The organism is Mesorhizobium sp. P171375 (genome assembly GCF_057786075.1).
Genome location: NZ_JBYNWF010000001.1, coordinates 5,742,526 through 5,768,305 on the forward strand (window position 1 = coordinate 5,742,526; position 25,780 = coordinate 5,768,305).

Below are 25,780 nucleotides of genomic sequence, written 5' to 3' on the forward strand. Positions count from 1 at the left end.
GCTTGATCCGTTCGGTATCCTCTGACGCGGTGCCTGAATCAAGCAGCATCTTACTCAGGTTGGTTCACAGGATTTGGCGCTTGCGCCTGCCCTCGACGATACGGTATTCCCGCCGCAATGGGCATCCCTCCAAGGGATAGGTCGGAAGGATTTTTGATCCGACTGCCTCACGATGCGCCTGCCCTTCGATTACCGGTATCGCGGGCAGGTCCGACAGAGCGAAGCGGGTTATGAAAAGCAGCGGCATCGAATTCTCGACGTATGGCACGAGAACGATGTCTGCAAGTAAATGCAACCAGAACGACATAGTTTTACTAGAAGCGGTTGCTTGCAAACATCGGATCGGTTGATGCTTTTGACATCCAATCTAAAGCAATCGCTATCGATGGAACATGACGGAAATCCGGTTCTCATCGACCTTTCCTTGACGCAGGCCGCGTCGACATTTCCATGTCGTCCGGCGGCTGCGTAGGCGTTCGCGATGCCAAACTCCCCGCCACACTGCAATCGAATTCTATGGGTCGACAAAATGCGAAGAGCGTGTTGATCCAATTGGACTTTTTGCTCCATTACCAAAAAACAAACTCGACCTGAAATGGTCCGTTCTTCGCGATTTGGACAACGCTTCGCTGCGGCGATGCAACACATTGATTTATCTGTCAATTTTATGAAAAATTTACCCGTTAACTAACTATTAACGTATCGCTTAACTTCCCCCTCGTTTTACTTAGAATACTTCGAAATGGGTAACTTCCACGATGCGTGACGTTTCAAAAAAATCTCAAGGGGGTAAGAGCGCGATCCGCGAAGCGGATGCGCGGCGCCCCGAGGCGTCAGCAGCAGGTGAGGCTTCCCATCCCCGCTCACTTGGCGAGACCGCACCCGAAGGCGTGACAACCGGCGCGCAGTTTCCCGCCTTGCCGACGGTTTTGCTCGGCGGCCTGCCGATCACCGTTATCGATCGGCAAGACGCCGCCCGGCTGATGATCGCGTCGGCGCGCGGGCATCTGCCCAACACCCGCCCCTATTATTTCACCTCCGCCAATGGCGATGTCATCGCCCAGGTGGGGCAGAACACGGAGGTCGCCGGGCTGTTTCGCCAGGCCGACCAGATCTTCGCCGATGGCCAGCCGCTGGTTTTCGCCTCACGCCTGCTGTGCAGCGTGCAGCTGCCCGAGCGGGTCGCCACCACTGACCTGTTCCATGATGTGGCCAAGCTCGCCGAACAGGAAGGCACGACATTCTACCTGCTGGGTTCGACGGAGGCGGAGAACAACAAGGCTGTCGCCCGCATCAGAGCCAAATACCCTCGCCTGCGCATCTCCGGCAATTGTCACGGCTTTCTCGCCGGCCAGGCGCTTGAAAGGAAACTCGACGAGATCAACGCGCTTGCGCCCGACATATTGTGGCTGGGCCTCGGCGTGCCGCGCGAGCAGATCTTTATCCGCGATTATGCATCGCGGCTCCACAATGTCGGCCTGATCAAGACGTCGGGCGGGCTTTTCGACCATATCGCCGGCAAGGTCCGGCGCGCCCCGCTATGGGTGCAGAAGGCTGGCTTCGAATGGCTCTGGCGTGTGATGATGGAGCCGCGCCGGCTTTTCTGGCGCTACTTCACGACCAGTCCCCTCGCCGTCTACGCCCTATTGAGGTATTCCAAATGACTGCCGAGCACCGCCACAGTCCACTGCCCGCAGGGACCGATGCCGAGATCGCCATCGTCGGCGCCGGACTTTCCGGCACCATTGCGGCGAATGTGCTCGCACGGGCCGGTTACAGCGTCATCCTGATCGATCGCCATTCGGTCTTTCCCAGGGAATTCCGTGTCGAGAAAGTCGCCGGCGACCAGATTGAAAAACTGCGCCGGCTTGGCCTTCTGGACAGGCTTTCGACGGCGGCCGTGGCCTTCGACGACATCGTCAACATTCGCAGGGGGCGTGTCCTCGACCGCACGCATGCGCGCCACTACGGCATTTTCTACGATGACCTCGTAGCCGCCATGCGTGCCGAACTGCCCGAAAATGTTCGCTTCATCTCCGGCCGCGTCAACGGGCTGGAGACAGGAGCGGAACGCCAGCGCGTGTCGATCCTCGATCATCACGACGTGACGGCGCGGCTGCTCGTACTGGCCACCGGCATGGGCGACATTCTGAAGCGTGACGTCGGCATCGAGCGCCACTTCGTTCACCAGAAGCAGTCGCTGACCTTCGGCTTCAATTTGCGCCCGGTGGGAATAAGCGCCTTCAGGCACGCGGCCGTCACCTACTACGGCGAGCGGGTGTCCGACGGCATCGACTACCTGACCTTGTTTCCCGCCGCCGACGTCACGCGCGCCAATCTGTTCGTCTTCCGCGATCACCGTGATCCCTGGGTAAAGGCGCTGCGCGAACGTCCACGGGAAACGCTCATCGAAACACTGCCGGGGCTGGTTAAGACATTCGGCGATTTCGAAGTTATCAACCGTGTCGACAGCTGGCTCACCGACATCACCGTGGCGCAGAACTGTGTGCGCAACGGTATCGTTTTGATCGGCGATGCCTATCAGACCTCTTGTCCGGCCGCCGGAACCGGCGTCAGCCGGCTGCTCACCGATGTCGAACGGTTGTGCACGGTGCATGTACCGCAGTGGATGGCTTCGCCCGGCATGACGGCGGCCAAGATCGCAACATTCTACGACGATCCGGTAAAGCAGGCGATGGACGAACACGGCCTGCATATGGCTGATTTTCGCCGCAGCCTGACCATCGACACGGACCTGCGCTGGCGCGCGCGCCGGCAGCTTCACTTCAGCCGTCGTCGCGTGATGCAGAAGATCAGCAATTTCAGCCCCGCTTTCGCGGCCAGGCTGCGCGGTTTCAGAAAGCCGGGTATCGAAGCCACGACCTGAAACAGCTCTATCTTTGTTTTTACGCAATTCCGCGGCGAAAGCGCTGGCGCGCTTTTCCCGCGAAAAACCGCTTCACCCTTTTCCTGTAATTGTTCTAGGAACCGGCCGCCTCGTCGCTGGGCGCCTGCGGCAGCACGGTACCGCCGGACTTGGGCTTCTTGCCATGCGACCCGACCAGCCGCCGCGCCAGCACCTTGGCCGCCGGCAGTTTCTCGACGGTCATGTGCGCAGCATAGCCGAGCGGGCTGCCGGCCCTGAAAATCTGCCACATCGGCGATGGCCGGCCACCAAAGGTTGTCTTGTAGGGTTCGTCCCCAATCGTGAAGTCGAGCGAATGGTCGCCGCGCTCGATGCAGTCGCGGGCGATCTGTTCGAACATCAGGCTGCCGATCGACTGCTTCCGGTAACCCGCCTCGTCAAAGCCGCCGAGAATGACCAGCAGCGAGCCGCGATGTGCGAGGCCAAGCGCGCCGGCGATCGCCCGATCGTCCATCCAGAACGTGTAGGTGCGGGCAAAGCCGCCACATCCCTCGGCCGCCACGGCCATATAGAACTCGAAATAGGACGGCGACTGCAACAGGTCGGCCGGGCCGTCGCTGCCGTCGAAACGCTTGCCGCGGTAAAATTTGAGCGCATCGAATGTCGTCCGGATGGCGTCGATACTATCCGAACATTCAAAACGCGCCTGGCCCATCCGGCCGAGCTGCCGCGACTTCTTGTCGAGTTCCTTGCGATATGAACTGTCGAGCTGATGTTCGCGCCACGCCGCGAATGTCGTCTCGAGCTTGCTGGAATAGGCGCTCATGCCCATGCTTTCACGCTTGTCGATGCCAAACAGGCGCTCGATTGCCAGCGAGCGGTCGGCCAGCTTGCCGATGCGCAGCAGGTCATAGGGCTTCAGATGTTTTCGGATGGCGGCCACAGTGCGGCCGTCTGCCACGATACGCGAAAACGTCTCCTCGTCGGCGACCGGCGATATGTAGTCGGAAACACGCATGTCGGCGAATTCCACGACTTTCAAGAGCGTGTAGCGACGCCTGACCAGCGGCAGGACCATCGCCAGTCTTCCGCCTTCACGCACGACGATGATCAGCGGCGTGGCCGCACCATTTCCGACGATCTTCTCGTACAGCAGGGCGAGCCAAATGGGGTGCTGAAAAGCGGTCGCGGCCGAGCTGGCGAAAAGCTCGGCATATTCCTTCGAACGAAAATCGAACGAATCCTCGACTGTGACTTCAAACATGTATGGTCCGAACCGGCTGGGTATGGTCTATCGACGCTGTCTTGCGTTCCACGTCAAGGTCAACCGCATGGAATGTTAGAAACTTGGTATATGCGGGGCCTCAAGCGCTGATTGCATATCTACCGTCAATCCAGCATTGCGCGGCTGCCCGGCAGGATTGGTCAAGTTCTTCCCGTAAAGCGAATAGCCAGACTTGCAAGTAACCGCAAGGTAAGTTTTTTCAGTCAGTCATTTGTTTGTACCGGTCATTTCTCTTCAAATGTACAGGCCGGGTCCCGATACAATCGCGAACTGGTACGACATGCTGGCGATCGACGTCATTGTTCCCCAAACTGCACCGCGCCTGTGGCAGAAGATTGTCGTCGAGCAACTGCAATCGGACGGCCACGATGTCGCCGTGCTGCAGCAGCCGGGAACGGCAGGCTGGCCAGGTTCGGCCAAAGCCGCGTTCGCGTTCGAACAGCGCCTGTTTCGGCGCCGCCGTCCCAATCTGGCCGCGGCGTTGAACGAGATTCCGGTCCAGCCGGCCGGCCGGCCCGCAGCACTCAGGCTGGACCTTGCCGGCAATGCGCCGCGATCCGATGTACCAACCATTGGCCTCCTTTTCGACGGATCTCGGTCCGATCTTGCAGTGGCAACAGTGGTCGCGGCCGGAAAGTTGCCTGTTATCGAGGCCGTCCTTGATGGAAAACTGGTCGGCCAGGCACGGCCGATGGTGGACAAGCGGGAATCGGTGGCGCTCGGAACGGAAGATGTGCTCGCACGCGCCATTACCCTGATCGTCTCGCTCGCCAAGGCTTTTGCCGACGGCCGACCCTTGCAGAACGAACCATCGTCCGAAGCCCGCAGCGGTCCGGCAATGCAATTCCTGCCCGCCTATCTCGGCTCGGCGCTGCCGCGGCTTGGCCGTGAAATCATCCGGCGCGTCAGCTATCGCCACGCGCATTGGCGGGTCGGCTACCGCTTTGCCGATACCCCCGGCGTCGTGGAAACTGGCAGGCTGGGCAGCGGCTGGTCGGTGCTGCCCGACCCCGGCGACCATTTCTACGCCGATCCGTTCCCGTTCGAATGGCAGGGCCGGTCGTTCCTGTTCGTCGAGGACTATCCCCATGCCACCGGCAAGGCCGTCATCTCGGTCGTTGCGTTCGATGCCAACGGGGTTCCGGAGGCGCCGCGGGTGGTTCTGGAGGAACCGCACCACCTCTCCTATCCCCAGGTGTTCGAGCGTGACGGGGCAGTCTGGATGCTTCCCGAAGCCAGCGCCAGCAGCAAGCTCACCCTCTATCGCGCGTCAGCTTTCCCGGATCGCTGGACTGCCGAGACCGTTTTGGTCGAGGGCGAGGTTTCCGACGCAACGCTGCTCGAACATGACGGGCAGCTCTGGCTGTTCGCCACCGACCGCGACGGCTACGGCAGCACCTCCGACACACTGGTGGTGTTTTCGGCTCCTGCCCTCACCGGCCCCTGGACGCCACATGCCGGCAACCCGATCCTGATCGACCATCGCATGGCGCGTCCGGGTGGCGCTTTCGTACACAGCCGCGACGGCCGTATCGTTCTTCCCGTACAGGACGGAACGCTCGGCTATGGCGGTGGCCTCGGCCTGTCCGAACTGTTGCAGCTCGACCGGCAGACGGTGCGGCTTTCAGCACCCCGGCCGATCGTTGCCGATGGCGACTGGCCATACCCGAAAATCCACACGCTCAACCGCGCCGGCAGGCTGGAAGTAATCGACGGGATCGCGGCGGTGCGGAGGCGCTAAAGCAATTCCCGGAAAAGTGTGAGCGCTTTCCCTTGGGAATTGCGCAAAATATAGACATAGAGCGATTCACCGTTTCCGTGAACCGCTCTAGGAAAGCAGTAGCGCCTCGTAGCCGGCACACATCTGGGCCGGCGAGTACTTGTCCTTGAGCCGCCGACCGGCCGCCGAAAGCCTGGTCATGAGCTCCGGCCTGGCGATCATCTCGGCAAGCCCCGTGGCCATGCCGGCGGCGTCGGCCTCGACGAAGATCGCAGCCGGTTGGCCGTCTTGCGCGGTCAGCACCTCGTGCATCACGGCAAGATTGCTTGCCACCACCGGCAGCCCGGAAATCGCCGCTTCGACGCAGGCAAGACCGAAGGTCTCGCTCGTCGACGGGAACGCGTAGACATCGCCTGCCGCAAGGAATTCGAAAATCTGCGCCGGCGGAACTTCGCCGACCAGATGCAACCGGTCCGCCACGCCCCGCTCCCTGGCAAAGGTGACAAGCGTCTCGAGTTCAGGTCCGACGCCGGCAAGCGCTACATGGATGTCGGACAACCGTGCAAGTGCCCCGACCAGCGCGATCTGGTTCTTCGTCCGCGTCAGGCGTCCGGACGAGACGGCAAGCCACGCATTGCCTGGCAAGCCGAAGCGGGCGCGCGCCGCAGCCTTGTCGAATTGCTCACGCGGCGCCGATACACCGTGATCGATGCGATGGAGGCGCCGCCGGTAGGCGTGCGGATAGTGATCGAATTGGGCTTCGGTCCAGGCCGAGTTGACGATGTTTGCATGGTAAAGGCCGGTCACGCCCATAAGCTTGTCGATCTGGGAGAGCAGGCCCATGGTGCCCTTGGTGTGCGGTGCGCCGCTCTGGTTGGCGACGATGTGCCTGACCCCGGCCAGTCGCGCGCCGATCGTGCCGAAGATGTTGCCATAATGCTGATAGGTGATGACGGCATCCGGCCGCGCCTTGCGCAGATAGCTCGCCAGTCCGATGGTCGCCCGGATCTGTCCAGGCAAGCCTTTTGGCGGCTCGGCAAGGATGAAATCGGCGCTGGCGTCGTGGTCGAATGCGTCGGTCTTCCGGTACATGAAGACGGTGCGGACATCATGGCCACGCGCCCGCAATCCTTCACCCACCATGTCGGAAACGCGTTGCGCACCGGCCGCCTCCGCCTGCGTCTGGACCTGCACGATCTTCACGTGCGGTCTCTAAGCACAGGACGGGAAACGGCTGCCGCCTTGCCCATCGCGAGACCGAAGATGGACGGGTTTATGCCTATTCGGCGCCGCGCGATCGACACTGCGAGGGCAGTCCAGGCAATCACCGTTCCGGCGATGGTGACCGCCGCGCCGACCGGCCCGAAATAGTAGGTCGTCGCGGCCGTCGCGGCGAGCCCCAGCACGTTGACGATGATCAGCACCTTGAACAGTGCATGCTGAAGGCCGGTCAGTTGCAGCAGTATCTCGATCGGGCCGCAAGCGGTGGCGAAGGTCGCGCCGATGCCGAAGATGACGAGCGTCGTACGCATGGTCGGCGTGTCATAGGCCGGATTGAAAATGGACAGGATGAAGCCGCCGAAAAGCCAGAACGCCGCCAGCACGCAGAGCGCAATGGCGAAGCTGCCGAGTGCCGCAAGACTGGTGATGCGCTGCACATGCGCCCTGTCGCCGCTATAGAAGGCGCTCGAAATCTGCGGCGCCAGCGCCTGGTTGATGCCGTTGAGCGCCAGCGCCACGAAACGGGTTGTCCGGTCGGCCACGAAGATGGCGCCGGCCGGCACCGGCCCCAGGATCATGGCCACCAGCAAGGTGCTGACCTGGCCGAGCGCCGGCGGCAGCGAGGTGACGCCCCACAGGCCAAGTGTCACCGTCTTGAATTCCTGCTTTTGCGCTAGGCTGAGCGGGCCGCGCTCGGCGTGCGCGGTTTCGCGCAGCAGAAGCACCGTCTGTGGCACGACCGAAAGGATGAGCAGCCCGGCGGTCAGAAAGGTCGCTGCGACCGCACCCATCTCGATATGCAGGAAGCGGCACCCGAGCATGGCGGCAATGGTCGCCGCCCGCCATATGATATCGCGCGGCAACAGACCGTAAATGAGTGCATGCTTGGCGCGGAAGGCGCCGGAGGTGAATTCCGACCAGCCGAGCGAGAATGACAGCACCGCGGCAGCCAGGCACAGTGATAGCCATTCGGGCGTGCCGCCGCCGACGAACGGCAAAAACCCCGCTACCAGGATAAGCAGGCTGGAGACGACAAGCCCGAGCAGCGCCACCAGTATGGCGCGCGCCATCATGCCATGCGCCGAATTGAGGTCGCCGAGGCCGGCATATTGCGGCCAGAACCTGAGCACGGTGCTCTGCTGGCCAACCGATGCAAAGAAAGAAACCAGGCTGGCGCCGGCATAGGTGGCGCTGTAGAGGCCGAACTGCCGCTCGTCCATCACCATCGCCACGGCCACGAACATCAGGAACGACAGGCCGGCACTGGCGAGCTTGATCACACCCGCGACCGCCCCGCTCCTGGCGAGCGCGGGGATGGACATGCGCATGTCGGCTGCCGGATTGCCGCTCCCAGCCATTGCGGCTTTGTTGTCGCTTATGTTGTCATCCAAGATCGGCTCCTGTGACGACCGGCAATGGCCTTGCCCCCGCGGCAGCCGAACCGACCCTGAAACCTGTCCCTGAATAGAACAAAAACTCACGCAGGCGCCAGTGCCAACGCGACGAATGGTTACTGGCGCCCCTGCATACAAAGGTGAAACGCTTTGGTAACCTTAACGAAGGGCTAACGATAATGGGAAATAGTGCGAGGTGTAGAGTGATGTGACTCTGCAGAGGAAAAATGATGAGTCCTGCCAGCATCGACGATCGCACGCTTCCACCGCTGTTTGATATCGCGGCGCTCTGGGCGATTCTTTGGGGCCGTCGCCTGATGATTTTTGTCATTACAGGTGCCGTGCTGCTGCTGACGGTGCTCTATCTCGCCGTGACCAGCCCGAGCTACACGGCAACAGCCTCGATCCTGATCGACCCGCGCGATTCGCGTTCCACCAATTTCAACAATGTTCTTCCCGGCATCGGCTCCGACAGCGCCGCCATTGCCAGCCAGGTCTTCGTCATCGAATCGCAGGATATGCTGGGAGATGTATTCGACGGTCAAAAGGTGGAGAGCGACCCCGAATTCTCGGGACGCGGCCTGGTATCGCGGCTGTTTTCCATATTTGGATCGGACAAGAAAGCCACGCGCGACGCGACCTTCAAGCGCTTTCAAAAAGCGGTGACTGTGGAGCGCGAAGGGCTCACCTATGTCATCAATGTCGGCTTCACGTCGAAATCGCCGGAGACGGCCGCGCGCATCGCCAACGCCATCGTCGAGCGCTACCGGACCGGTCTTGCCGGAGAGCGCGAAGGCGCCAACAGCGATGTGAACTCCCTCCTCAACGACCGGATCAAGGGCCTGCAGAAGGACGTCAGCGACGCCGAACGCTCGGTCGAGGATTTCAAGACGACGCACAGGATCGTCGATCCGACCGATGGCGGCACGCTGCAATTCCAGCTTGACCAGCTGACGACGCAGCTGATCACCGCCCAGGGCGACGCCGACCAGGCAAGGGACCGCTACAATCAGGCGCTTGCCGTGGGCAGCTCGCCTGCAGATCTGGCCAGGCTGGCGGAAATCCTATCCTCCAACTCGGCCATAAAATTGCGCGACGACTATAACCAGCGCGCCGCCGAACTCGCCAATCTCGAAACCATGTATGGGCCGCGCCATCCGGCGATCGCGCGGCTGCGGTCCGAGCTTGAGCGGATGAATCGGCTCATGGGTGCCGAGGCCGACCGCATCAGGCAGCAGCTGAAGGCCAGCTACGATCTTGCGGCGCAAAATGTCGGCAAGTTGCAGGCCAAGCTCGAAGCCTTGCGCCAGCAGTCTTCCGACTCGAGCCTTGCCCAGGTGCAGCTGCGGCAGCTGGACTCCAAGGCCCAGGCCGCTCGCGGCGTCCTCGACGACTATCTGAAGCGCGCCAAGGAAACCTCGCAGATGGAGGGCGTCCAGACCTCCGAGGCGCGCACGATCGCCAAGGCTTCGCCGCCACTGCAACCGACCTGGCCGAAGCCGGCCCTGCTGTTGCCAGTGAGCGCGGTTCTTGGCCTTCTCGCCGGATGCGGTCTCGCTCTGGCGTTCGGCCCGGTCCGCCGGCCCGAAGACGAACCGCAGGCGCCCAAGGAAGAAGTGGTGCCGGCGGTCCAGCCGAGGCAGGACGCACCGCGTGCCGCTGCCCAGCCGGCTCCGCAGCCGCTGCCGGCCAGTCTGGGCGAATACCGCGTGCCGGCCAGCGGTACGGCGCTTTCAGGCATCAAGGCAATCAGGGCCTCACTGTTCCAGGACGGCGACGAGGCGCTTTCCCGCGACGTGCTGAAGCTGATGCGGCAGATCATCCTGCGCCTGCACGACCATCCCAAACCCTTTGTGCTGGCCGTGTCCTCGACGCGCGGCAGCCTCGAGGCAAGGCTTGCCGGCGCATTGATCGGGATCAGCCTGCAGCGCGTCGAGCAGAACGTGCTGGTCGTCGAGATCGAAGGCCAGCCATCCGCTTCGGCGGACCACGGCCCCGGCATATTCGTCGACAGCGCCAGCGGCCTCAGAACCGCCATCTGCAGCCCGCAGGGGCAAAAAGGCGGCCGGACCTTGGGCGACGTCCTGACCGAGGCTGGAAATGCCTTCGACTTCATCCTCGTCAGTGCCCCGGCCTTCAGCGAAAAGGCCTGGTCCCCGGAGTTTTTCACGCGGGCCGATCTGACGCTTCTGGCGCTGACCCCGTCGGAGCAGGCAGCCGACGCTGCCGCCCTGTTGGTGAAACGGCTGGGCGTTGCCCAGATCGGACGCAGTACCACGCTGGTGATCGCACCGCAGACCGTGGCGACTGGCGCGCGCACGCCTGTGCAGCCGTCCGATGCCGGCGACTGGCGCCGCAGCTCGGCTGCGAGGAGCTGATCCGTGCCGGCGGAGCTGACATCGCTGCCGGTGATGTCACGGCGGCAGGCGCTCGCTCTGGCCGGCGGGGCTGTGCTTGCCGCCCTCCCCTTCCCGGCCTCCGCCACGACGACCGCGCGCAGCATTCCATCGCGCGGCTTCAATCTTCCGGGATGGCTCGATCGCGAGGCAGGGATTGCTCCCGCCACTGCGACGCTGGAAAAGCTGCGCCAGTCGGGGTTCGAAACCATCCGCTTGCCGGTGAACAGCGATCTTATCTCGGCCGGCGACACGGTCGGGCTCCGCCGCATCCGTGACGGCGTCGCCGACCTTGCCGGGCTGGGCTTTGCCGCTCTCGTCGACATGCACCCGTCCGCCGACCTTCACGCCGCTTTCGAGCGCGATCCGGCGGGCGCAAGCGAACAGGTTGTGCAGGCGTGGACGGCCTTGGGTCCCGTCATCGCCGATCTGCCGGCGGCCTCGGTCTATCCGGAGCTGCTGAACGAGCCGCCGATGGAGCGCGCCGTCTGGCTGGCGCTGCGCGACAGGCTCGCCGAGACGCTGCGCGCAACATGTCCGCGCCACACGCTGGTCTGGGGCCCTGCACGCTTCCAGGGCATATGGGAAATAGCCGATACGCCGCCTCTGGCCGACGACAATCAGATCGCCGCCATCCACTTCTATGCGCCGATGGCGTTTACCCATCAATGCGAGAACTGGGATACGTCGCCGCTCGCCCGCATGGCCAACCTGCCCTTTCCCGCGACAAGGGAGACTCCGGCGGTCCGCGAGCTCATTGCTAGACTGCGCACTGCCGGCGACGAAGAGGCCGCTTCCCTGCTCGAGAAAGAACTTTCGAACCCATGGACGCAGGCCGCGATCGCCGCGAACTTTGCCGAGGTCGCACGCTGGTCGGCGGCTCATGACTGCCCGCTGATGCTGAACGAATTCGGCGTGCTCAATTTCTGCGTCGATGCGCAAAGCCGCGCGGCCTGGGTCCGCGCCGTGCGCGAGGCCGCCGAAGCCAACCATATCGGCTGGACCTATTGGGAGCTCGACCAGGGCTTTGGCTTCATCGCCAGCAGGCAGAGCACGGAAGGTTTCGACGCCTCGATGATGGCTGCCCTCCTGGGCGAGGCGGGCCAGCTATGAGCGTCACCGGAGCCTATCCGCCAGTCGGCCTGCGCGCGCAAAGCCTGGCAGCCCCGCGCGACGCAGTGCTGCATGTCTGCGTGTCGCTGATCGTTGTTGTCTTGACGGTTTCGGCCTTTGCCGTCTGGACCCCGTTCGGCATTGCCGCGACCTTCCTCCTGACGCTAATCGTGTCCAACGCCCTGCCCGCGGGCGTTCCCGTCCTGATCATCTGCGCCTTCCTCTACCAGAACCTCGTGGTCACCTGGTACACCCCTTACATCCCAGACAACGATACGTTCGATTCGCTGCGCGGTACCAATTTCGTCATCCTGATGAGCGCCTTCGGCATTTTCCTTGCCGCGTCGTTCCAGCACCGCGTGCGCGCCCTGATCGAATTGCGCTTCTGGCTGCTGCTCAGCCTCGTGCTCTGTGGAACCATCACCTTCTATCTCGCCCTGGGGGTCGTGCACGGCCAGCCCAAGGACGCGGTCGTCTATTTCCGCAACACGATCACGCCGCTTGCCTGCTTCCACATCGCCGTGCTCGCCGCCAGCCTCTATCCGGTCGACCTGCGCAAGAGCATGTTGTGGCTCGGTGCCGGCGCGGTCGTCTACGGATATCTGGAATTGATCTTCACGATGAATTTCCTCAGCCTCTTCCATGGCGACCTTTACATCGAACGCAGCATATCGCGGCAGATCGAGACCGGCGTCTGGGAGAAGGCGCTGCAGGAGACCGGCTTCGTTTTCCGTGGGCTTGAGGACGTGATGACCACGACCTTCTTCAACACGCCGTTCTTCAACGACATCCTGCCCAGCGTCTTTCGTGTCGGCGGCCCGAATTTTCATCCGATCAGCTATGCCTATGCCCTCAGCATCATATCGGCCTGGCTGCTCTTCAAGGGACGCTGGCTGCTGCCGATCGCGGCCTTGCCGCTGCTGCTCGTCATCGGCTCCAAGGGCGCGACGTTCCTGCTGCTCATAGCGCTCGCCATGCGTCTGATCTACAGCCCCTCCCGTGCCGGTTTTACGCTCACCGCCGTTATAATCCTGGCTTTAGCCTGGACGACCGCGGCAATCGGCTATGGCGCGACGCATGGGGACTATCACGTGCTTGGCCTGACGGCCGGCCTGCGCGACTTCCTGGCCAACCCGCTTGGACAGGGACTGGGCTTTGGCGGCAATTTGTCGAGCACCAGCCTCAATCTCAGCTGGGCCAACGCCCAGGCGGAAGGTGTCGCCTCCGTTCCCGTCGAGAGCGCCGTCGGCGTCATGCTCTATCAGATGGGCATAGGCAGCTTTGTCTTCTTCGGCTTCCTGGCGGCGCTCGCCATGGCGGCACGGCGGCAGTTGATCGAAACCCGCGACCCGGATTTCCTGTTCGGTTTCGTCGTCATCGTTACCATCTCGGCCAATGCCGTGCTGCAGGAAGAAGCCTTCTACTCGCCGCTTGCACTCGGCTTCTGCCTGCTGCTCGTCGGCGTGTCGCTGGGCACGCGCTGGCGCGAACTGGCGGTGCAAAGAGCAATTACGGCCCGAACACCACAAGCTCGGTGAAGGTCAGGTCGCCGGGCGCCGGCGGCTTCGGACCCTTGAAGTATTTTATCCCCCGGTTGGCGAAGTAACGGCCGAACAGGCCAAGGATAGGCTCCTTGGCATCGACGAGGCAAAGCAGGATTCCCCTTCGCAAGACAAAGCGCCCCACGGCGCCGGCACACCGGCTCAGATCCGCCAGGGAGCGGCAATAGACGATCTGGGCGCAGGGGATGAGACCATGCAGTATTCGGCGCGGCATCAACACCAGCGGAGACGCCACCCCGTCGCAAATGCAGACCAGAGAGATGCAGCCCAGCGCGGCGTGTTCCAGGACGATGTATCTTTCGCCGTCGGAGAGCATCGCCAATTCGGCAAGATCGGGACGCACCTCAAGCACCCGACACGACCGCCGCACCGAACTCAAGGCGGGCAGGAAGGCAAACTGTCCATTGGAAAAAAGCTGAAAGCCGAGTGCCTTGTTGGCCTTCAATGTCGAGGGCGCCGGCGAAATGTTCGTGAAGGTCACGTCCCTCCGCCTGAGGATCGCCCAAATCAACTTCATGGCCTGGGGACGGTACTCTTCGTCCACCGTCCAACTGGAAATGTTGCAGCGGATTTCATCGCCTTCACGGCCAGGGAAGCGGGCGTAGAGCGTCAGCACAACGCCAACGATCCGGCCGGCATTCTCCAAGGCAAAGCCGTATTGTGGAAAATCGGCGACGACGGGACGCTGCGACAAACGGGCAAGCGCCCGCATCCAGTAATTGCGGCTGCGTTCTGGAAAGCCCCGGAGCAGGCAATCGGCTACGCCGTCCCAATCACCCTGGTGAATTGGCCGGCAGCTGAGATCGGGAGGAACGGTACCAAATACTGCCATAGTCGACCCGTGAACACGATCAGATTACCAGACCCATTCACCCCCGGACTGCCAATAACGCAGGACGATTAATAATCTGCTTTGTCGTCGGAAAATATCCCCATTATGGCGCCCGATGATAGCCTGTCTCGGCGTCGATGGCAGGATTGGCCAGGGCGTCACCTGCCCGACGCGTGCAGGCCTGCATTCCTGCCGGAAAAGATGCAGCTGCCGAGAAATGTCCCTTCAAGCGCATTGTAGCCGTGATAGCCGCCGCCACCGCCGCCGGCCACCTCGCCTGCCGCATAGAGCCCCGCAATGGGCTCGCCATCGCCGTCCAGAACCTGCGAATTGAGGTTGGTGTGCAGGCCGCCCAGCGTCTTGCGCGTCAGCACGTTGAGGCGCACCGCGATCAGCGGCCCGTGCCGGGGGTCGAGTATCTTGTGCGGTTTGGTCACCCGGAAGATCTTGTCGCCGATGTAGTTGCGGGCGCCGCGGATGGCCGTGACCTGCGCGTCCTTGGTGTAGGCATGCTCGACCTCGCGGTCGCGCGCCACGATCTGCGCCTTGAGCCGGTCATAGTCGAGCAGATTGTCGCCTGACAACGCGTTCATCCCAGCGACCAGGTCGGTCAGGTTTTCGCGGACGACGAAGTCCTCGCCCTTTTCCAGAAACGCCGCCACCGATGGCGACGCCTTGCCGCCGCGCCGGTTCTTCAGCACGGCCCGCCAATCCTTGCCGGTGAAGTCGAGGTTCTGCTCCGAGCCCGACAGCACGAACTCTTTCGAGGCGATCGTCTTGGTCAAAACGAACCAGGAATAATCATGCCCGGTCGACAGGATGCGCTTCAGCGTGCCGAGCGAATCGAAGCTCGGAAAGAACGGCGCCTCCATGCGTTGTCCGAGCGCGTCGAACCATAGCGGCGACGGCGCCGACAGGATGCGGATGCCATGGTTCGGCCAGATCGGATTCCAGTTCTTGATCCCTTCGACATAGTGCCACATGCGGTCGGCGTTGATGACGGCTCCGCCGGCTTGCTGGGTGATCGCCACCATGCGGCCGTCGACATGGTGCGGCACGCCAGCGACCATACGCTTCGGCGCCGGCCCCAGCCGCTCGACCGGCCAGACCTTGCGGACAAGATCGTGGTTGCCGCCAATGCCGCCGGAAGTGACAATGACCGCGCTGGCCGAGAGTTCGAAGTCACCAACGACCGTGCGGTTCGACTGCTTGCCGCGCTCGACGTTGGACGCCTCCAGGATTTCGCCAGCGACACCGGTGACCGCGCCGTTGGTCTTGACCAGCCGGCTGACCTGATGGCGGAATTTCAGCGTGATCAGCCCCTTGGCGACGTGTTCGCGCACGCGCCTTTCGAACGGCGCGACCACGCCCGGCCCAGTGCCCCAGGTCAGATGGAAGCGCGGCACCGAATTGCCGTGGCCATTGGCCAACGCGCCGCCGCGCTCGGCCCAGCCGACTACCGGCCACCAACGCATGCCCATGGCGTGCAGCCAGGGCCGCATCTCGCCGGCGGCGAAATCGACATAGGCTTCCGCCACGTTCCTTGGCCAGTGATCCTCGGGCCGGTCGAACTGGGCCGAACCCAGCCAGTCCTGCCAAGCGAGGTCGCGGCTGTCCCTGATGCGCAAGCGGCGTTGCTCGGGCGTGTTGACCAGAAACAGGCCGCCGAGCGACCAGAATGCCTGACCGCCGAGAAAACCGCCGCCTTCCTGCTCGACGATGATCACGCGCTTGCCGGCATCGCCGAGTTCCGCGGCAGCGGCGAGACCGGCCAGCCCGCCGCCCACAATGATTGCATCCGCGTCAGCCATTGTCGTAACTCCTGTCTCGCCTTTGCGATGCTGCCCTGGGATCGTTGCTTGCCACTCGGCACTATCCCAGCAGCGCGTTCCAGATGATACGCGGCAGTTTCAGGACGCTCGGCCGGTAGTGAAACTCGGTGATCAGCCGGCCGACGATGTGCGCCCTTTTATGTGTCAGGAACCACGCCGGTTTCGGCATGATGCGGAACGGCGCTTCGAGCACGCTGCGCTCGGGCATGTCGAACAGGTAGGTGTTGTGGACGACGCCGATGCCGCTCTGCACGTCATCGAGCGTGTGACCGGGGAAAGCGCCCCAGGTCGGCCGCAGCAGCGCAAACAGAACGCCGCTCCAGGAATTGATGCCGATGCCGCCATAGCCCAGTTCTGCAACGATCTCCTCGAAGCGCTGCCGGCCGATTTCGGCGATCGTCTTGGGATGGATGAGAATGTTGGCGGCCAGCGTGCCGTGCAGCTTTTCATTGGCGTAGGCGACCGCGGCTCGCAGGTAGGATTCGGCGTTGCCCGCCGGCAATCGCAAGACGCTGAGCGCCGGCGCGAACACTTCGGCGTTTTCGAGATAGGCATCGCTGCCCGGCCGGAACGGCACCACCACGCAGGCAGGTCCACCCGGGCGCTCGAATTTCTGCAGGCTGTCGGCATGCGCTTCGAAGGCGGCGAGGCGCTCGGCGGCGCCGGGATAATAGGCCGGCCGCGACGGGGCCTTCTGCATCACCTTTTCGAGCGCTGCCAGCAGCGCATCGGATTTGTTCCAGCTCTCCGGCAGCACCAGCATCTGGCAAGCGATGCAGTTGAAGCCGGAATTGTTGAGCTTCTGGGTTGCGATCAGTTCGGCGTGGTAGGCGATGTCGGCATTCGACCATGGGCCGGGCACCACGATGGTCGGCGCCACGCCGCCGAGTTCCGAGGTGATGCGTCTTTTGTTGTTCGGCGTGCCCGCCGCCTTGTTCTTGCGGCCTTCGTCGCCCGGCCCCCAGACGATCGCGTCGTGCGAGGTGGCGGCACCGGTGATGTGGATGTCGTCGACGAAGTCGTGATTGCACAGATAGCCGCCGACATCGGCGCCGCCGCGCACGATGCGCAGCGCGCCGAACTCGATCAGCGGCCGCAGCGCCGGCCGCAGGAAATCGATGAGATAGTCGTTGACCGGGTTCATCTTGAGCAGGACGACCTGGTGTTCGACGAGCAGCTTGTGCAGGCAGTCGAGCGGTGCGATCGAGGCGACATTGCCGGCGCCGAGCACCAGGCCGATCTTGCCCTTGCGGCTCGTCGCCGGCGCGTCATAGGCCGAGGCGGTGTTTTCGGCCAGATTGGCCTTGGTCACGCCGGGCTGCATCCATATCTCGGCCTTCAGACCGGTGAACAGCACCTTGTCCCAGACCGAGTTCGGAACCACCGTCACCGCCACCTGTCCGTTGGGCAGAGTGCGGACCGGCAGCCTGGCGAGGAATTTCTTGCCCTCCATCAGGCTCAGCGTGTGGATGAACTGGTTGCAGCCATCCATCAGCGCCGCCGGGCCGGCCAGCCATTCCTCACCTTCGAGCGGCGAGCCAGTCGGGATGCCCTTTTTCCGGGTGGCGGTCTTGACCCATGCCTCGGCGACCTCGCGGATATGCTCCTTGATCTTGCGCAGCAGTGCGATGCGCTCGCTGTTCGAGGTCTGCGCCCAGTCATCCTTCTTGCTGTCGAGATCGGTGAGCGTCAGATCGAGTTCGGCTGCCCATTCAGGCTGCGTGGGCTGGGTCTTGATTGCCTTGGCGACCATCGTTTCTTCCTCCCACTTCGATTTTACGAAAACGGCAGCGCGGCCCATTGCGCGGCGATCTTACCGCCGGAATAGACCTGGATCGAACCGAATTGCTGCAGCACGAATTCGCTCTGCGTCGGACGCAGGAAGGCGTAGTCGTCGGGTCCGATATTCGCGTCGTCGGGCAGCGCCATGAATTGCTGATTGGTCGAAAAGCCGAACGTCTTGTCGGCCTTCATCCCGGCGGGATGGACAGGCTTGGCCATCCACTTGCCGCCATAGAGGAAACAGCCGCGCCGTGGCAGCAGCCCGAGCTTCTGCAGCAGCCATGAGCGCTGGTCGAGGCCCGGCACCTGGACATCGACCACCTTCAGGATCGGCGTCGCGATAAAAGCGGCAGGCTGCAACTGGCTGAGGCTGGGCACGTCGAAATCGGTCGGCAAGACGAAGGCCGATCCGATGGACAATTCATTGGCGCCGACCCAGCTGTCATAGAGCAATGCGGTGCTGCTGCCGCCAAGGTTGAGGATCCTGCGCTGGTCGGGCGCAAGGCAGCCGACATACTGACGAAACAGGCTGACCGCCTTGGCGCGCGCCTTGGCCGGTCCGCCGAGCAGTTTGGGGATGTGGCCGATATGCGCCTCGTAGGCCATGACGCCTTCGCATTTCAGCCGCGGATAGTTCGCCAATGTGGCCACCGCCCGCGCCAGTGCGTCGGGATTGCCGATACCGCCGCGATGCAACCCAACATCGACCTCGAAGCAGATGCGCAGCTCGCGGTCGAGCTCAGCGGCAAGGGCGCCATAGGCAGCCAGCCGTTCCTCGGTGTCGATCAGCCAGACGATGCGCGACGTCGCTTCGCCAAGACCGGCGAGAACACCCTTGGTCAATGCGTGCCTGGCGCCGGCGACTGGCATCGGCTTGCCAAGCAGGAGATCGACATCGGGAAAGGCTTTCAGCATTTCAGCGCTGACTGGCAGATGAAAGGTCATCAGCCTGTCGGTCGCGAACGCCGCACGGATGTGCTCGATGAGCGGCAGGCAAGGCAGCGACTTGTCGACGAGGCGCAGGTCGAGGCCCGTGGCGAACTTCGCCTCGATCGCAGCGATGTTGTGATCGAGCCGGTCGAGATCGAGCACCAGGCAAGGCTGGAAAATCCCGGCCGCCCTGAGCGCGCCAGATAGTTCGGCGAAATAGGTGTCGGTCAGGCTCATGCCGCGACGCCGAGCAGTCTGGCCATGTAGGGCGACACGAAGCGGTTGTCCGGGTCCATCTCGCGGCGCACCGCCATGGCATCGTTCCAGCGCGGATAGAGTGTGCTCAATTCCTTTGATGTCAGGCTGTGCATCTTGCCCCAGTGCGGGCGGCCGCCGCGCTTGCGGAAGATCGGCTCGGCGGCGTTGAAGAATGCCATCGGATCGCGCTCGACGCCGTGATGAATGGCGATGGAACAGGTCGGGCGCTTGTAGAACGGGCTCAGCCAGATGTTGTCAGGCGCGACGACTCGCACCTCCATCGGAAAGTAGACCTCTGGGAACCGCGTCTCGAGCATCGCAATGATCTCGCCGAGCGCCGCCGCCCCCTCCTCGAACGGAAGGTGGTACTCCATCTCGTTGAACTTGACGTTGCGCTCCGAGGTGAAGACCTTCAGCCAGTCCTCGACATAGTCCTCGGCTGGCACCTTGGCGAAGGCCGAGCCGATGAGACGGCGGCGCAGCCACGGGAACCAGCTGAGATAATCGCGCAGCTTCCTGAGCGTGGTGACGGCATCGTCGTCTTCCGTTGGCGGGCGCACGGTCGCCGGAGCTTCGGTGATGTCGCTGGCGATCAGCAGCGCCTGGCCGGAAAACGGCACGTAGTAGAACTCGGCCGAGCGATGCGCCGTCATCGTGCTTTCGAATTGCGCAAGCACGTCGGCAACCGGCGCCGTCCAGCGGCGGTGCCGCATCCGGTAACTCGCCATGTTACGGATCGTCACTTCGGTGACGGCGCCGAAAGCGCCGAGCGAGGCGCCCATGGCATCAATCATGTCGGGGTTTTGGGCACGGTCGAACTCCTTGACCGCGCCACGCCCGTCGACGATCTGCATCGCCTCGAGCTGGGTATGATAGGCGCCGAGCGTGATGCCCGAACCATGCGTGGCGGTGCCAAGCGCGCCGCCAAACGCTTGCTTGTCGATGTCGCCCATATTCGGCAGCGCTTGGCCGACGCCGTGCAGCAGCTTCGCCAGCGCGCCGATCTTGGTGCCGGCGCCGACCCTCGCCGTCAGTCTTTCGGGATCATGCGCCTTCAGGCCTTCGAAGCGGTCGAGCGACAGGATTGTTCCGTCATTCTTGACCAGTGGCGTGAAGGAGTGCCCCGTGCCAGCGAAACGAACCGGTCCCGGCGAATTGCGAATGGCGACGCTCAACGCATCGAGAGATTGCGGTTCGGCAAAAGCCTGGGGCGTGGCCGTGACATAGCCCGACCAATTGCTCCACTGGCTGATAGCCTCTCCCACAATCGCCTCCCTGGGACAGCCGGTTTGGCCGGTCTTGATCGCTGTTTGGAATAATATGATACATAGTCAGCTTTTTGGATATGATACATTGTCAGCTTTCTGTCAAGCTGGCAATCGAACGGTACGCTGCCTTGAGCCGACTTCAGAAGAAAGCGGCCGTGAACTTTCATGAACGGTGACTTTTCGCGTCAATCACAAGGCTCGTCGCTTACTGTCATTTTTCAGGGGTAAGCAGCTGTTATGGGACGGCTGTCCCTCGGTCTTGCCGACCGGCAACCCGTCCTGAACCGCCTGTCCCCCGAAGAGAAATCGCATGTGGCTGAGTGAATTCGAAATTGTCCTGCGCGACCGCGTCACCCCGAGCGGCGCCATTCGCATCGAAAACGGCCGGATTGCCGAGATCCGCAACCAGCCGGTCGAAAATGCCGACATCTCAGGTGGCGGCCGCCTGCTTCTGCCCGGCTTCATCGACATGCATGGCGACATGGTCGAGAAGGAAGGTGCGGGCAACATTCCGTGCCGGCAGCATGATCTACAGTGACGGCACGTTGAGCCGGCACCGGCATTGAAACGCAGTTCGTTTGCCCCTCAAGCCAGTCCGAACGTCTCCACGGCGCGCATGATGCCGCGCAGTTCGGCGAGGCCTTTCAGGCGGCCGATCAGCGAGTAGCCGGGATTGATCCTTGTCTTGCCGATATCGTCGGCGAGCAGATGGCCATGGTCCGGCCGCATCGGGATTTGCCAGTCGGCGCGGCCTTCTCTGTGGCGGCGCGCCTCTTCCTGCATCAGCGTCAGGATGACATGCGCCATGTCGGTGCCGCCCTCGAGATGCTCGGCCTCGTAGAACGACCCGTCCTTCTCGATGGTGATGTTGCGCAGATGGGCGAAATGGATGCGGTCGGCAAATTCCTTGACCATGGCGACAATGTCGTTGTCGGCGCGTGTGCCGTAGGAGCCGGTGCAGAACGTCAGTCCATTGGCCTGGCTGTCGACAGCACTCAAGATGAAGCGCGCATCCTCGGCGGTCGAAACAACGCGCGGCAGACCGTAGAGCGAGAAGGGCGGGTCGTCTGGATGGATGCACATGCGCACCCCCTCCTCTTCCGCCACAGGAATGATCTCGCGTAGGAACCAGGCGAGGTTGTCGCGCAGCTCCTTCGGCCCGATCCCCTCATAGTCCGCCAAGGCCTCGCGAAAACTCTCGCGATCATATTTGCGCTCGGTCGCCGGCAGGCCGGCGATGAGGTTGCGCTCGATCTGGTCGATCTTCTCGGGCGGCAATTCCTTGAGCCGCTTCTCCGCCTGCGCAATACGCGCCGGCGTATAGCTGTCGGCGCCGTCTTTGCGCTTCAGCACGAACAGATCGTACGCGGCGAAATCGATCGCGTCGAAACGCAAGGCATAACCCGTCGTCGGCAGCCGGTAGGCGAGATCGGTGCGGGTCCAGTCGACCACAGGCATGAAATTGTAGCAGATCGTGGCGATGCCGGCCTTGGCCAGCGCACGGATGCTATCGCGATAGTAGCCGGCGTAGCGCTCGCGCTCCGGCGCGCCGATCTTGAAGGAATTGTGGACCGGGATGCTCTCGACGACCGACCAGGTCAGTCCGGCCGCCTCGATGATGTGCTTGCGTTCCAGCACGTCGGCTTCCGGCCACGCCCTGCCGTCGTAGATATGGTGAAGCGCCGAGACCACGCCGGTGGCGCCGGCCTGCTTGACATGATCGAGCGTCACCGGATCGTCAGGTCCATACCAGCGCCAGCATTGTTCCATTTTCGGCTTTCCTTCTGCGAGAGGTTGGCAACTTATTGTTGGACCGCGACGGGAGTCGATAGAAAAGGAAGGAGTTTTTAGAAATGATGGATTTCGAGGGCAAGGTGGCCCTGGTGACCGGGACGACCGGCATTGGCCTCGCGACAGCCAGGCGCCTCGCAGCCGGCGGCGCTGCAATCATCGCCTGTGGCATCGACCGCGCCGCCAATGCAACGATGAAAGCGCAACTGGAAAGCGCCGGCGCCAAAGCGTTGGTCATTGACACCGACGTCTCCGTCTCTGACCAGGTGCGCGACGCGGTGGCGGCCGGCGTGGCGAAATTCGGTGGCCTCGACGTCATCGTCAATTCGGCCGCCGTGCATCCCTATGGAACCGCGACGACGACCGACTGGGAAACCTGGAACCGGACGATGTCCGTCAATGTCGGCTCGATCTATCTGACGACGCATTTCGGCATACCAGAAATGATCAAGCGCGGCGGCGGCGCCATCGTCAACGTCGCCTCCGTGCAGGGCTTCGCCTGCCAGCAGAACGTCGCCGCCTACGCCACCACCAAAGGCGCCATTCACACGCTGACGCGCTCGCTGGCGCTCGACTATGCGGCTGCCGGCATCCGCGTCAATTCGGTGAGCCCCGGTTCGATCCGCACGCCGATCCTGGAGAAGGCCGCTCGTGGCGAGAGTGGCAGCGATGCCGATGTCGAAGAGGCCTACAAGCGCTTCGGCTCGGCCCATCCGCTCGGCCGCATCGGTGAACCGGAAGAGGTGGCGGAACTCATCGCCTTCCTGTGCTCGTCGAAAGCCGGTTTCTGCACCGGCGCCGACTACAAGATTGATGGCGGCCTGACGGCAGGCATTGGCGTGAAGTAAGGCTGTGATGGCGTTCTGCACGCTTGCCGGCAATCGCGAACCTTGTCCGATCGCCCTATAGCTTCCACATCCGCCTGGCATTGCCCGACAGCAATTTCATCCTCTCCTCGGGGCTGGCGCCCGCGATCAGCGCGTGCGTCGCCGCCACCCAGGTCGCGAGCCCTCCGCCAAGCGTGCACACCGGCCAGTCGCTGCCCCAGACGACGCGATCCCAACCGAAAGACCCGATCGTGTGTTCGACATAGGGGCGCAAGTTCTCGACACTCCACGAGCTGGGGTCCGCATAGGCCACGACGCCCGAAATCTTGCCAATAACATTGGAGCGCCGCGCGATCTCGGCCATGTGCTCGCGCCATGGGTGCTCGGCGCGGCCTTTGATATCGGGCACGCCGCAATGGTCGAGAACGAACTGGACGTCCGGCGCGAGATCGGCGAGTGCAATCGCGCGTGGAATCTGATGCGGTAGGACCACGAGGTCGAAGGTCAGCCCACTGCCGGAAAGCCGTTTGATGTTGTCGCGAAACAGCGCACTGTCCGAAAGCTCGTCCGGCATGACATGCAGCACGCGGCGGAACCCCTTGATGAAGGGATCGGCCTGTTGGCGTTCGAGATAGGCGGCAAAGCCGCCCTCCTCTGGACGACAAGCGGCAATCGCGCCGCGCAAAAGACTGCCCGCCTGCTGCGACTGCGCCTTGACATGGCTGGTCTCGGCCTCGATGTCGGCTTGATCGACATCGACCTCCATATGCAATGCCGCCTCGATGCCGGCGCGGCGGGCCTGGGTCGCATACTCCTCATGCGGGAAATCGCGATTGAGCGCCGGTGCGCCGGCAAGCCAGGGATAGCGCAGCGCCGACAGATCGATCAGGTGCAGATGGGTGTCGATGATCATGCTTTCCTCGCGAGTCGATTTCGTATCGTCGCCAGATATTCCAGGCCTGGTTCAATGCCGCTTCGGGATCTCTTTGTCCTCAAGCAGCAACGTCAGCCCCATGGCGACGAAGTAGAGCGCCGCCACCCAGATGAACATCACGTTGAACCCGCTGGAGTAATGGTCGAGCACCACTTCGCGGATCGCGCCCGGCAGGCTTGACGCGAGGTGGGGGGTCAACCCGTTCAGGCCCTGCGGCAGCAGGGCGGCGGCATCGGCGGGGAGCTCGGCAGTCTGCCGGTTCAGGGCCCAGATCATCACCGCGCCATTCAGCGCCAGTCCAAGTGATGCTCCCAAGGTCCGCGCCTGGGTGATCAGCGACGTCACCGCGCCGATGTCCTGCAGGGGTGCTGCCGCCTGGATCGCCACGATCAACACCTGGAACTGCAGGCCCATGCTGATGCCGAACACAGCCATCATTGTCGCCAGCACCCAGATCGGCGTGTGCTGGTTGGTGACGACGAAGCCCAGCATCAGGAACCCGCCAATAGCCATGGCGACCACCGGCATCCATTTGTAGCGTCCGGTTGCGGCAATCACGCGACCGGCGACGATCGAGATGACCATCGACGTCAGCGACGCCGGCAGGAACAGGAAGCCGACTTCGGCCGGGCTTAGACCCGTCAGCGTCTGCATGTAGAGCGCGAAATAGAAGAACATGCCCAGCGTCACCGTTCCGGCGACCAGCGATACGCCGGAGACGATGCTGACCGTCGAGTTACCGAACAGCCGCAACGGCACGATCGGTTCTTCCGCCCGGCGCTCGACCATGATGAACAGGACGATGGCGACCAGTGCGACCAGCGGCAGCGCGAAGGTGATGAGGTCCGGCCCTGTGGGGTCGAGCACATGATAGCCCCAATAGACGATGGCCGTCGTGCCGATGGCGAGCAGCGCGCCGCCGAGATAGTCGATGTGGTGCTTTCTCTCGTTGAACCGGCTGCGCATGGCGAAGGCCAGCACCGCCATCACGATAATGCCGATCGGCAGGTTGACCAGGAACACCCAGCGCCAGCCGAACAGACTGGTGATGTAGCCGCCGGCCAGCGGACCGAGCACCGACGACAGCGCAAACACCGCCGAACTGTAGCCCTGGTATTTGGCGCGGTCGCGCGGCCCGAACAACTCGCCGATCATGGCGAAGGCCGAGACCATCAGCCCGCCGCCGCCAATGCCCTGCAGCACGCGCGCGGCGATCAGGCTCTCCATCGACCAAGCCATGCCGCAGACCAGCGACCCTACGAGAAACAGGCCGATCGCCGTCAACACGACATTCTTGCGGCCATACATATCGCCGAGCTTGCCGTAGAAAGGCGAGACTGCGGCGGTCGACAGCAGATAGGCGGCACCCACCCAGCCGAACAGATGCAGATTGCCGAGTTCGCCGGCAATGGTGGGCAAGGCGGTGACGACGATCTGCATGTCGATGGTGGCCATGAACATGGCGATCAACGCACCGAAATAGACGACCAGTGTCGTCAGATCGGGCCTGGCTTCGGCCTCCACGGGCGCCGCATCTGGCAGCGTCTGGTCGACAGTCATCGGGGTCTCCGTAACTTGGGGCGCGATTTATGTGCCCACAGCCAAGAGGTGTCAAATAGGCGATAACGCCATGCCTGGACGCAGTCCGTCCGGTTAAAAGGAAGAGCCCCAGCGGACCGTGCAGTCGTGGATGATCGTCGCGACCTGTTCCGCGGGGGTCGCGCGCGATCAGGTCGACGATGCTGTCAATGCGGCCGCCAGACTGCCCT

The 25,780-nt window shown here is 62.9% G+C and carries 19 protein-coding genes and 1 pseudogene; 8 read left to right on the forward strand and 12 right to left on the reverse strand.

Annotation, left to right across the window (positions count from 1 at the left end; genetic code table 11):
- Positions 1 to 64: 64 nt before the first annotated feature.
- Positions 65 to 247, reverse strand: coding sequence for a hypothetical protein (locus tag ACYHH6_RS28030; protein WP_352583614.1), 183 nt, complete (start codon positions 245 to 247; stop codon positions 65 to 67).
- A gap of 511 nt (positions 248 to 758) precedes the next feature.
- Between ACYHH6_RS28030 and ACYHH6_RS28035 the strand changes: the two genes are divergently transcribed.
- A complete protein-coding gene (locus tag ACYHH6_RS28035) occupies positions 759 to 1,664 on the forward strand; it encodes a WecB/TagA/CpsF family glycosyltransferase (protein ID WP_352583612.1) in 906 nt (301 codons plus the stop codon).
- Complete coding sequence (locus ACYHH6_RS28040; RefSeq protein WP_352583610.1) at positions 1,661 to 2,887, forward strand: FAD-dependent oxidoreductase; 1,227 nt, start codon at positions 1,661 to 1,663, stop codon at positions 2,885 to 2,887. The genes ACYHH6_RS28035 and ACYHH6_RS28040 overlap by 4 nt, the downstream gene beginning before the upstream one ends.
- Positions 2,888 to 2,981: 94 nt before the next feature.
- On the opposite strand, the gene ACYHH6_RS28045 is transcribed toward ACYHH6_RS28040, so the two are convergent.
- Positions 2,982 to 4,130, reverse strand: a complete 1,149-nt coding sequence (locus ACYHH6_RS28045) for a GNAT family N-acetyltransferase (RefSeq protein ID WP_352583608.1) — start codon at positions 4,128 to 4,130, stop codon at positions 2,982 to 2,984.
- A 259-nt stretch (positions 4,131 to 4,389) separates the two neighbouring features.
- Here ACYHH6_RS28045 and ACYHH6_RS28050 point away from each other — a divergent pair, with 259 nt between their 5' ends.
- Positions 4,390 to 5,892, forward strand: coding sequence for a glucosamine inositolphosphorylceramide transferase family protein (locus ACYHH6_RS28050; RefSeq protein ID WP_352583606.1), 1,503 nt, complete (start codon positions 4,390 to 4,392; stop codon positions 5,890 to 5,892).
- Positions 5,893 to 5,979: 87 nt separating this feature from the next.
- On the opposite strand, the gene ACYHH6_RS28055 is transcribed toward ACYHH6_RS28050, so the two are convergent.
- Together ACYHH6_RS28055 and ACYHH6_RS28060 are read right to left on the reverse strand one after the other, a co-directional pair.
- On the reverse strand, positions 5,980 to 7,074 hold the full coding sequence (locus tag ACYHH6_RS28055) for a glycosyltransferase family 4 protein (protein ID WP_352583604.1): 1,095 nt from the start codon (positions 7,072 to 7,074) through the stop codon (positions 5,980 to 5,982).
- Entirely contained in the window at positions 7,071 to 8,483 is a 1,413-nt protein-coding gene (locus tag ACYHH6_RS28060; protein ID WP_352583602.1) for a lipopolysaccharide biosynthesis protein, read from the reverse strand. The genes ACYHH6_RS28055 and ACYHH6_RS28060 overlap by 4 nt, the downstream gene beginning before the upstream one ends.
- 233 nt (positions 8,484 to 8,716) lie before the next feature.
- Between ACYHH6_RS28060 and ACYHH6_RS28065 the strand changes: the two genes are divergently transcribed.
- Genes ACYHH6_RS28065 through ACYHH6_RS28075 form a run of 3 tightly spaced genes read left to right on the forward strand, consistent with a single transcriptional unit; the run spans position 8,717 to position 13,533 of the window.
- Positions 8,717 to 10,864: a GumC family protein gene (locus ACYHH6_RS28065; RefSeq protein ID WP_352583600.1), complete on the forward strand. Its 2,148-nt coding sequence runs from the start codon at positions 8,717 to 8,719 to the stop codon at positions 10,862 to 10,864.
- Positions 10,865 to 10,867: 3 nt separating this feature from the next.
- A complete protein-coding gene (locus ACYHH6_RS28070) occupies positions 10,868 to 11,995 on the forward strand; it encodes a glycoside hydrolase family 5 protein (RefSeq protein ID WP_352583598.1) in 1,128 nt (375 codons plus the stop codon).
- On the forward strand, positions 11,992 to 13,533 hold the full coding sequence (locus ACYHH6_RS28075; protein WP_352583596.1) for a hypothetical protein: 1,542 nt from the start codon (positions 11,992 to 11,994) through the stop codon (positions 13,531 to 13,533). The genes ACYHH6_RS28070 and ACYHH6_RS28075 overlap by 4 nt, the downstream gene beginning before the upstream one ends.
- On the opposite strand, the gene ACYHH6_RS28080 is transcribed toward ACYHH6_RS28075, so the two are convergent.
- From ACYHH6_RS28080 to ACYHH6_RS28100, 5 genes are all read right to left on the reverse strand, one after another.
- On the reverse strand, positions 13,505 to 14,203 hold the full coding sequence (locus tag ACYHH6_RS28080; protein ID WP_352583594.1) for a hypothetical protein: 699 nt from the start codon (positions 14,201 to 14,203) through the stop codon (positions 13,505 to 13,507). The two genes, ACYHH6_RS28075 and ACYHH6_RS28080, sit on opposite strands and share 29 nt — an antisense overlap.
- 344 nt (positions 14,204 to 14,547) lie before the next feature.
- Complete coding sequence (locus tag ACYHH6_RS28085; RefSeq protein ID WP_352583592.1) at positions 14,548 to 16,200, reverse strand: FAD-binding dehydrogenase; 1,653 nt, start codon at positions 16,198 to 16,200, stop codon at positions 14,548 to 14,550.
- A gap of 61 nt (positions 16,201 to 16,261) precedes the next feature.
- Positions 16,262 to 17,974, reverse strand: coding sequence for an aldehyde dehydrogenase family protein (locus tag ACYHH6_RS28090; protein WP_352583590.1), 1,713 nt, complete (start codon positions 17,972 to 17,974; stop codon positions 16,262 to 16,264).
- Between the two features lie 23 nt (positions 17,975 to 17,997).
- A complete protein-coding gene (locus ACYHH6_RS28095; protein WP_352583588.1) occupies positions 17,998 to 19,170 on the reverse strand; it encodes an alanine racemase in 1,173 nt (390 codons plus the stop codon).
- Positions 19,167 to 20,456, reverse strand: a complete 1,290-nt coding sequence (locus ACYHH6_RS28100) for a D-arabinono-1,4-lactone oxidase (protein ID WP_352583586.1) — start codon at positions 20,454 to 20,456, stop codon at positions 19,167 to 19,169. The genes ACYHH6_RS28095 and ACYHH6_RS28100 overlap by 4 nt, the downstream gene beginning before the upstream one ends.
- Positions 20,457 to 20,769: 313 nt before the next feature.
- Here ACYHH6_RS28100 and ACYHH6_RS28105 point away from each other — a divergent pair.
- A pseudogene (locus ACYHH6_RS28105) lies at positions 20,770 to 20,955 on the forward strand (alpha-D-ribose 1-methylphosphonate 5-triphosphate diphosphatase); the annotation flags it as partial.
- A gap of 89 nt (positions 20,956 to 21,044) precedes the next feature.
- On the opposite strand, the gene uxuA reads toward ACYHH6_RS28105, so the two are convergent.
- Positions 21,045 to 22,229 (reverse strand): mannonate dehydratase, encoded by a 1,185-nt coding sequence (gene uxuA / locus ACYHH6_RS28110; protein ID WP_352583584.1) that lies wholly within the window; start codon positions 22,227 to 22,229, stop codon positions 21,045 to 21,047.
- A gap of 83 nt (positions 22,230 to 22,312) precedes the next feature.
- Here uxuA and ACYHH6_RS28115 point away from each other — a divergent pair, with 83 nt between their 5' ends.
- Entirely contained in the window at positions 22,313 to 23,098 is a 786-nt protein-coding gene (locus ACYHH6_RS28115; RefSeq protein WP_352583582.1) for an SDR family NAD(P)-dependent oxidoreductase, read from the forward strand.
- Positions 23,099 to 23,153: 55 nt separating this feature from the next.
- Here the strand turns inward: ACYHH6_RS28115 and ACYHH6_RS28120 are convergent, their stop codons facing one another.
- Both ACYHH6_RS28120 and ACYHH6_RS28125 read right to left on the reverse strand, forming a co-directional pair.
- Complete coding sequence (locus ACYHH6_RS28120) at positions 23,154 to 23,990, reverse strand: amidohydrolase family protein (RefSeq protein WP_352583580.1); 837 nt, start codon at positions 23,988 to 23,990, stop codon at positions 23,154 to 23,156.
- Between the two features lie 51 nt (positions 23,991 to 24,041).
- On the reverse strand, positions 24,042 to 25,571 hold the full coding sequence (locus tag ACYHH6_RS28125) for an MDR family MFS transporter (RefSeq protein WP_352583578.1): 1,530 nt from the start codon (positions 25,569 to 25,571) through the stop codon (positions 24,042 to 24,044).
- Positions 25,572 to 25,780: the final 209 nt, after the last annotated feature.

What these genes read in the sequence shown, in the direction of transcription:
- ACYHH6_RS28030 (WP_352583614.1), bottom strand. Translation starts at nt 247, where the DNA reads ATGCCGCTGCTTTTCATAACCCGCTTCGCTCTGTCGGACCTGCCCGCG.
- ACYHH6_RS28035 (WP_352583612.1), top strand. Translation starts at nt 759, where the DNA reads ATGCGTGACGTTTCAAAAAAATCTCAAGGGGGTAAGAGCGCGATCCGC.
- ACYHH6_RS28040 (WP_352583610.1), top strand. Translation starts at nt 1,661, where the DNA reads ATGACTGCCGAGCACCGCCACAGTCCACTGCCCGCAGGGACCGATGCC.
- ACYHH6_RS28045 (WP_352583608.1), bottom strand. Translation starts at nt 4,130, where the DNA reads ATGTTTGAAGTCACAGTCGAGGATTCGTTCGATTTTCGTTCGAAGGAA.
- ACYHH6_RS28050 (WP_352583606.1), top strand. Translation starts at nt 4,390, where the DNA reads ATGTACAGGCCGGGTCCCGATACAATCGCGAACTGGTACGACATGCTG.
- ACYHH6_RS28065 (WP_352583600.1), top strand. Translation starts at nt 8,717, where the DNA reads ATGAGTCCTGCCAGCATCGACGATCGCACGCTTCCACCGCTGTTTGAT.
- ACYHH6_RS28075 (WP_352583596.1), top strand. Translation starts at nt 11,992, where the DNA reads ATGAGCGTCACCGGAGCCTATCCGCCAGTCGGCCTGCGCGCGCAAAGC.
- ACYHH6_RS28085 (WP_352583592.1), bottom strand. Translation starts at nt 16,200, where the DNA reads ATGGCTGACGCGGATGCAATCATTGTGGGCGGCGGGCTGGCCGGTCTC.
- ACYHH6_RS28090 (WP_352583590.1), bottom strand. Translation starts at nt 17,974, where the DNA reads ATGGTCGCCAAGGCAATCAAGACCCAGCCCACGCAGCCTGAATGGGCA.
- ACYHH6_RS28095 (WP_352583588.1), bottom strand. Translation starts at nt 19,170, where the DNA reads ATGAGCCTGACCGACACCTATTTCGCCGAACTATCTGGCGCGCTCAGG.
- uxuA (WP_352583584.1), bottom strand. Translation starts at nt 22,229, where the DNA reads ATGGAACAATGCTGGCGCTGGTATGGACCTGACGATCCGGTGACGCTC.
- ACYHH6_RS28115 (WP_352583582.1), top strand. Translation starts at nt 22,313, where the DNA reads ATGATGGATTTCGAGGGCAAGGTGGCCCTGGTGACCGGGACGACCGGC.
- ACYHH6_RS28120 (WP_352583580.1), bottom strand. Translation starts at nt 23,990, where the DNA reads ATGATCATCGACACCCATCTGCACCTGATCGATCTGTCGGCGCTGCGC.
- ACYHH6_RS28125 (WP_352583578.1), bottom strand. Translation starts at nt 25,571, where the DNA reads ATGACTGTCGACCAGACGCTGCCAGATGCGGCGCCCGTGGAGGCCGAA.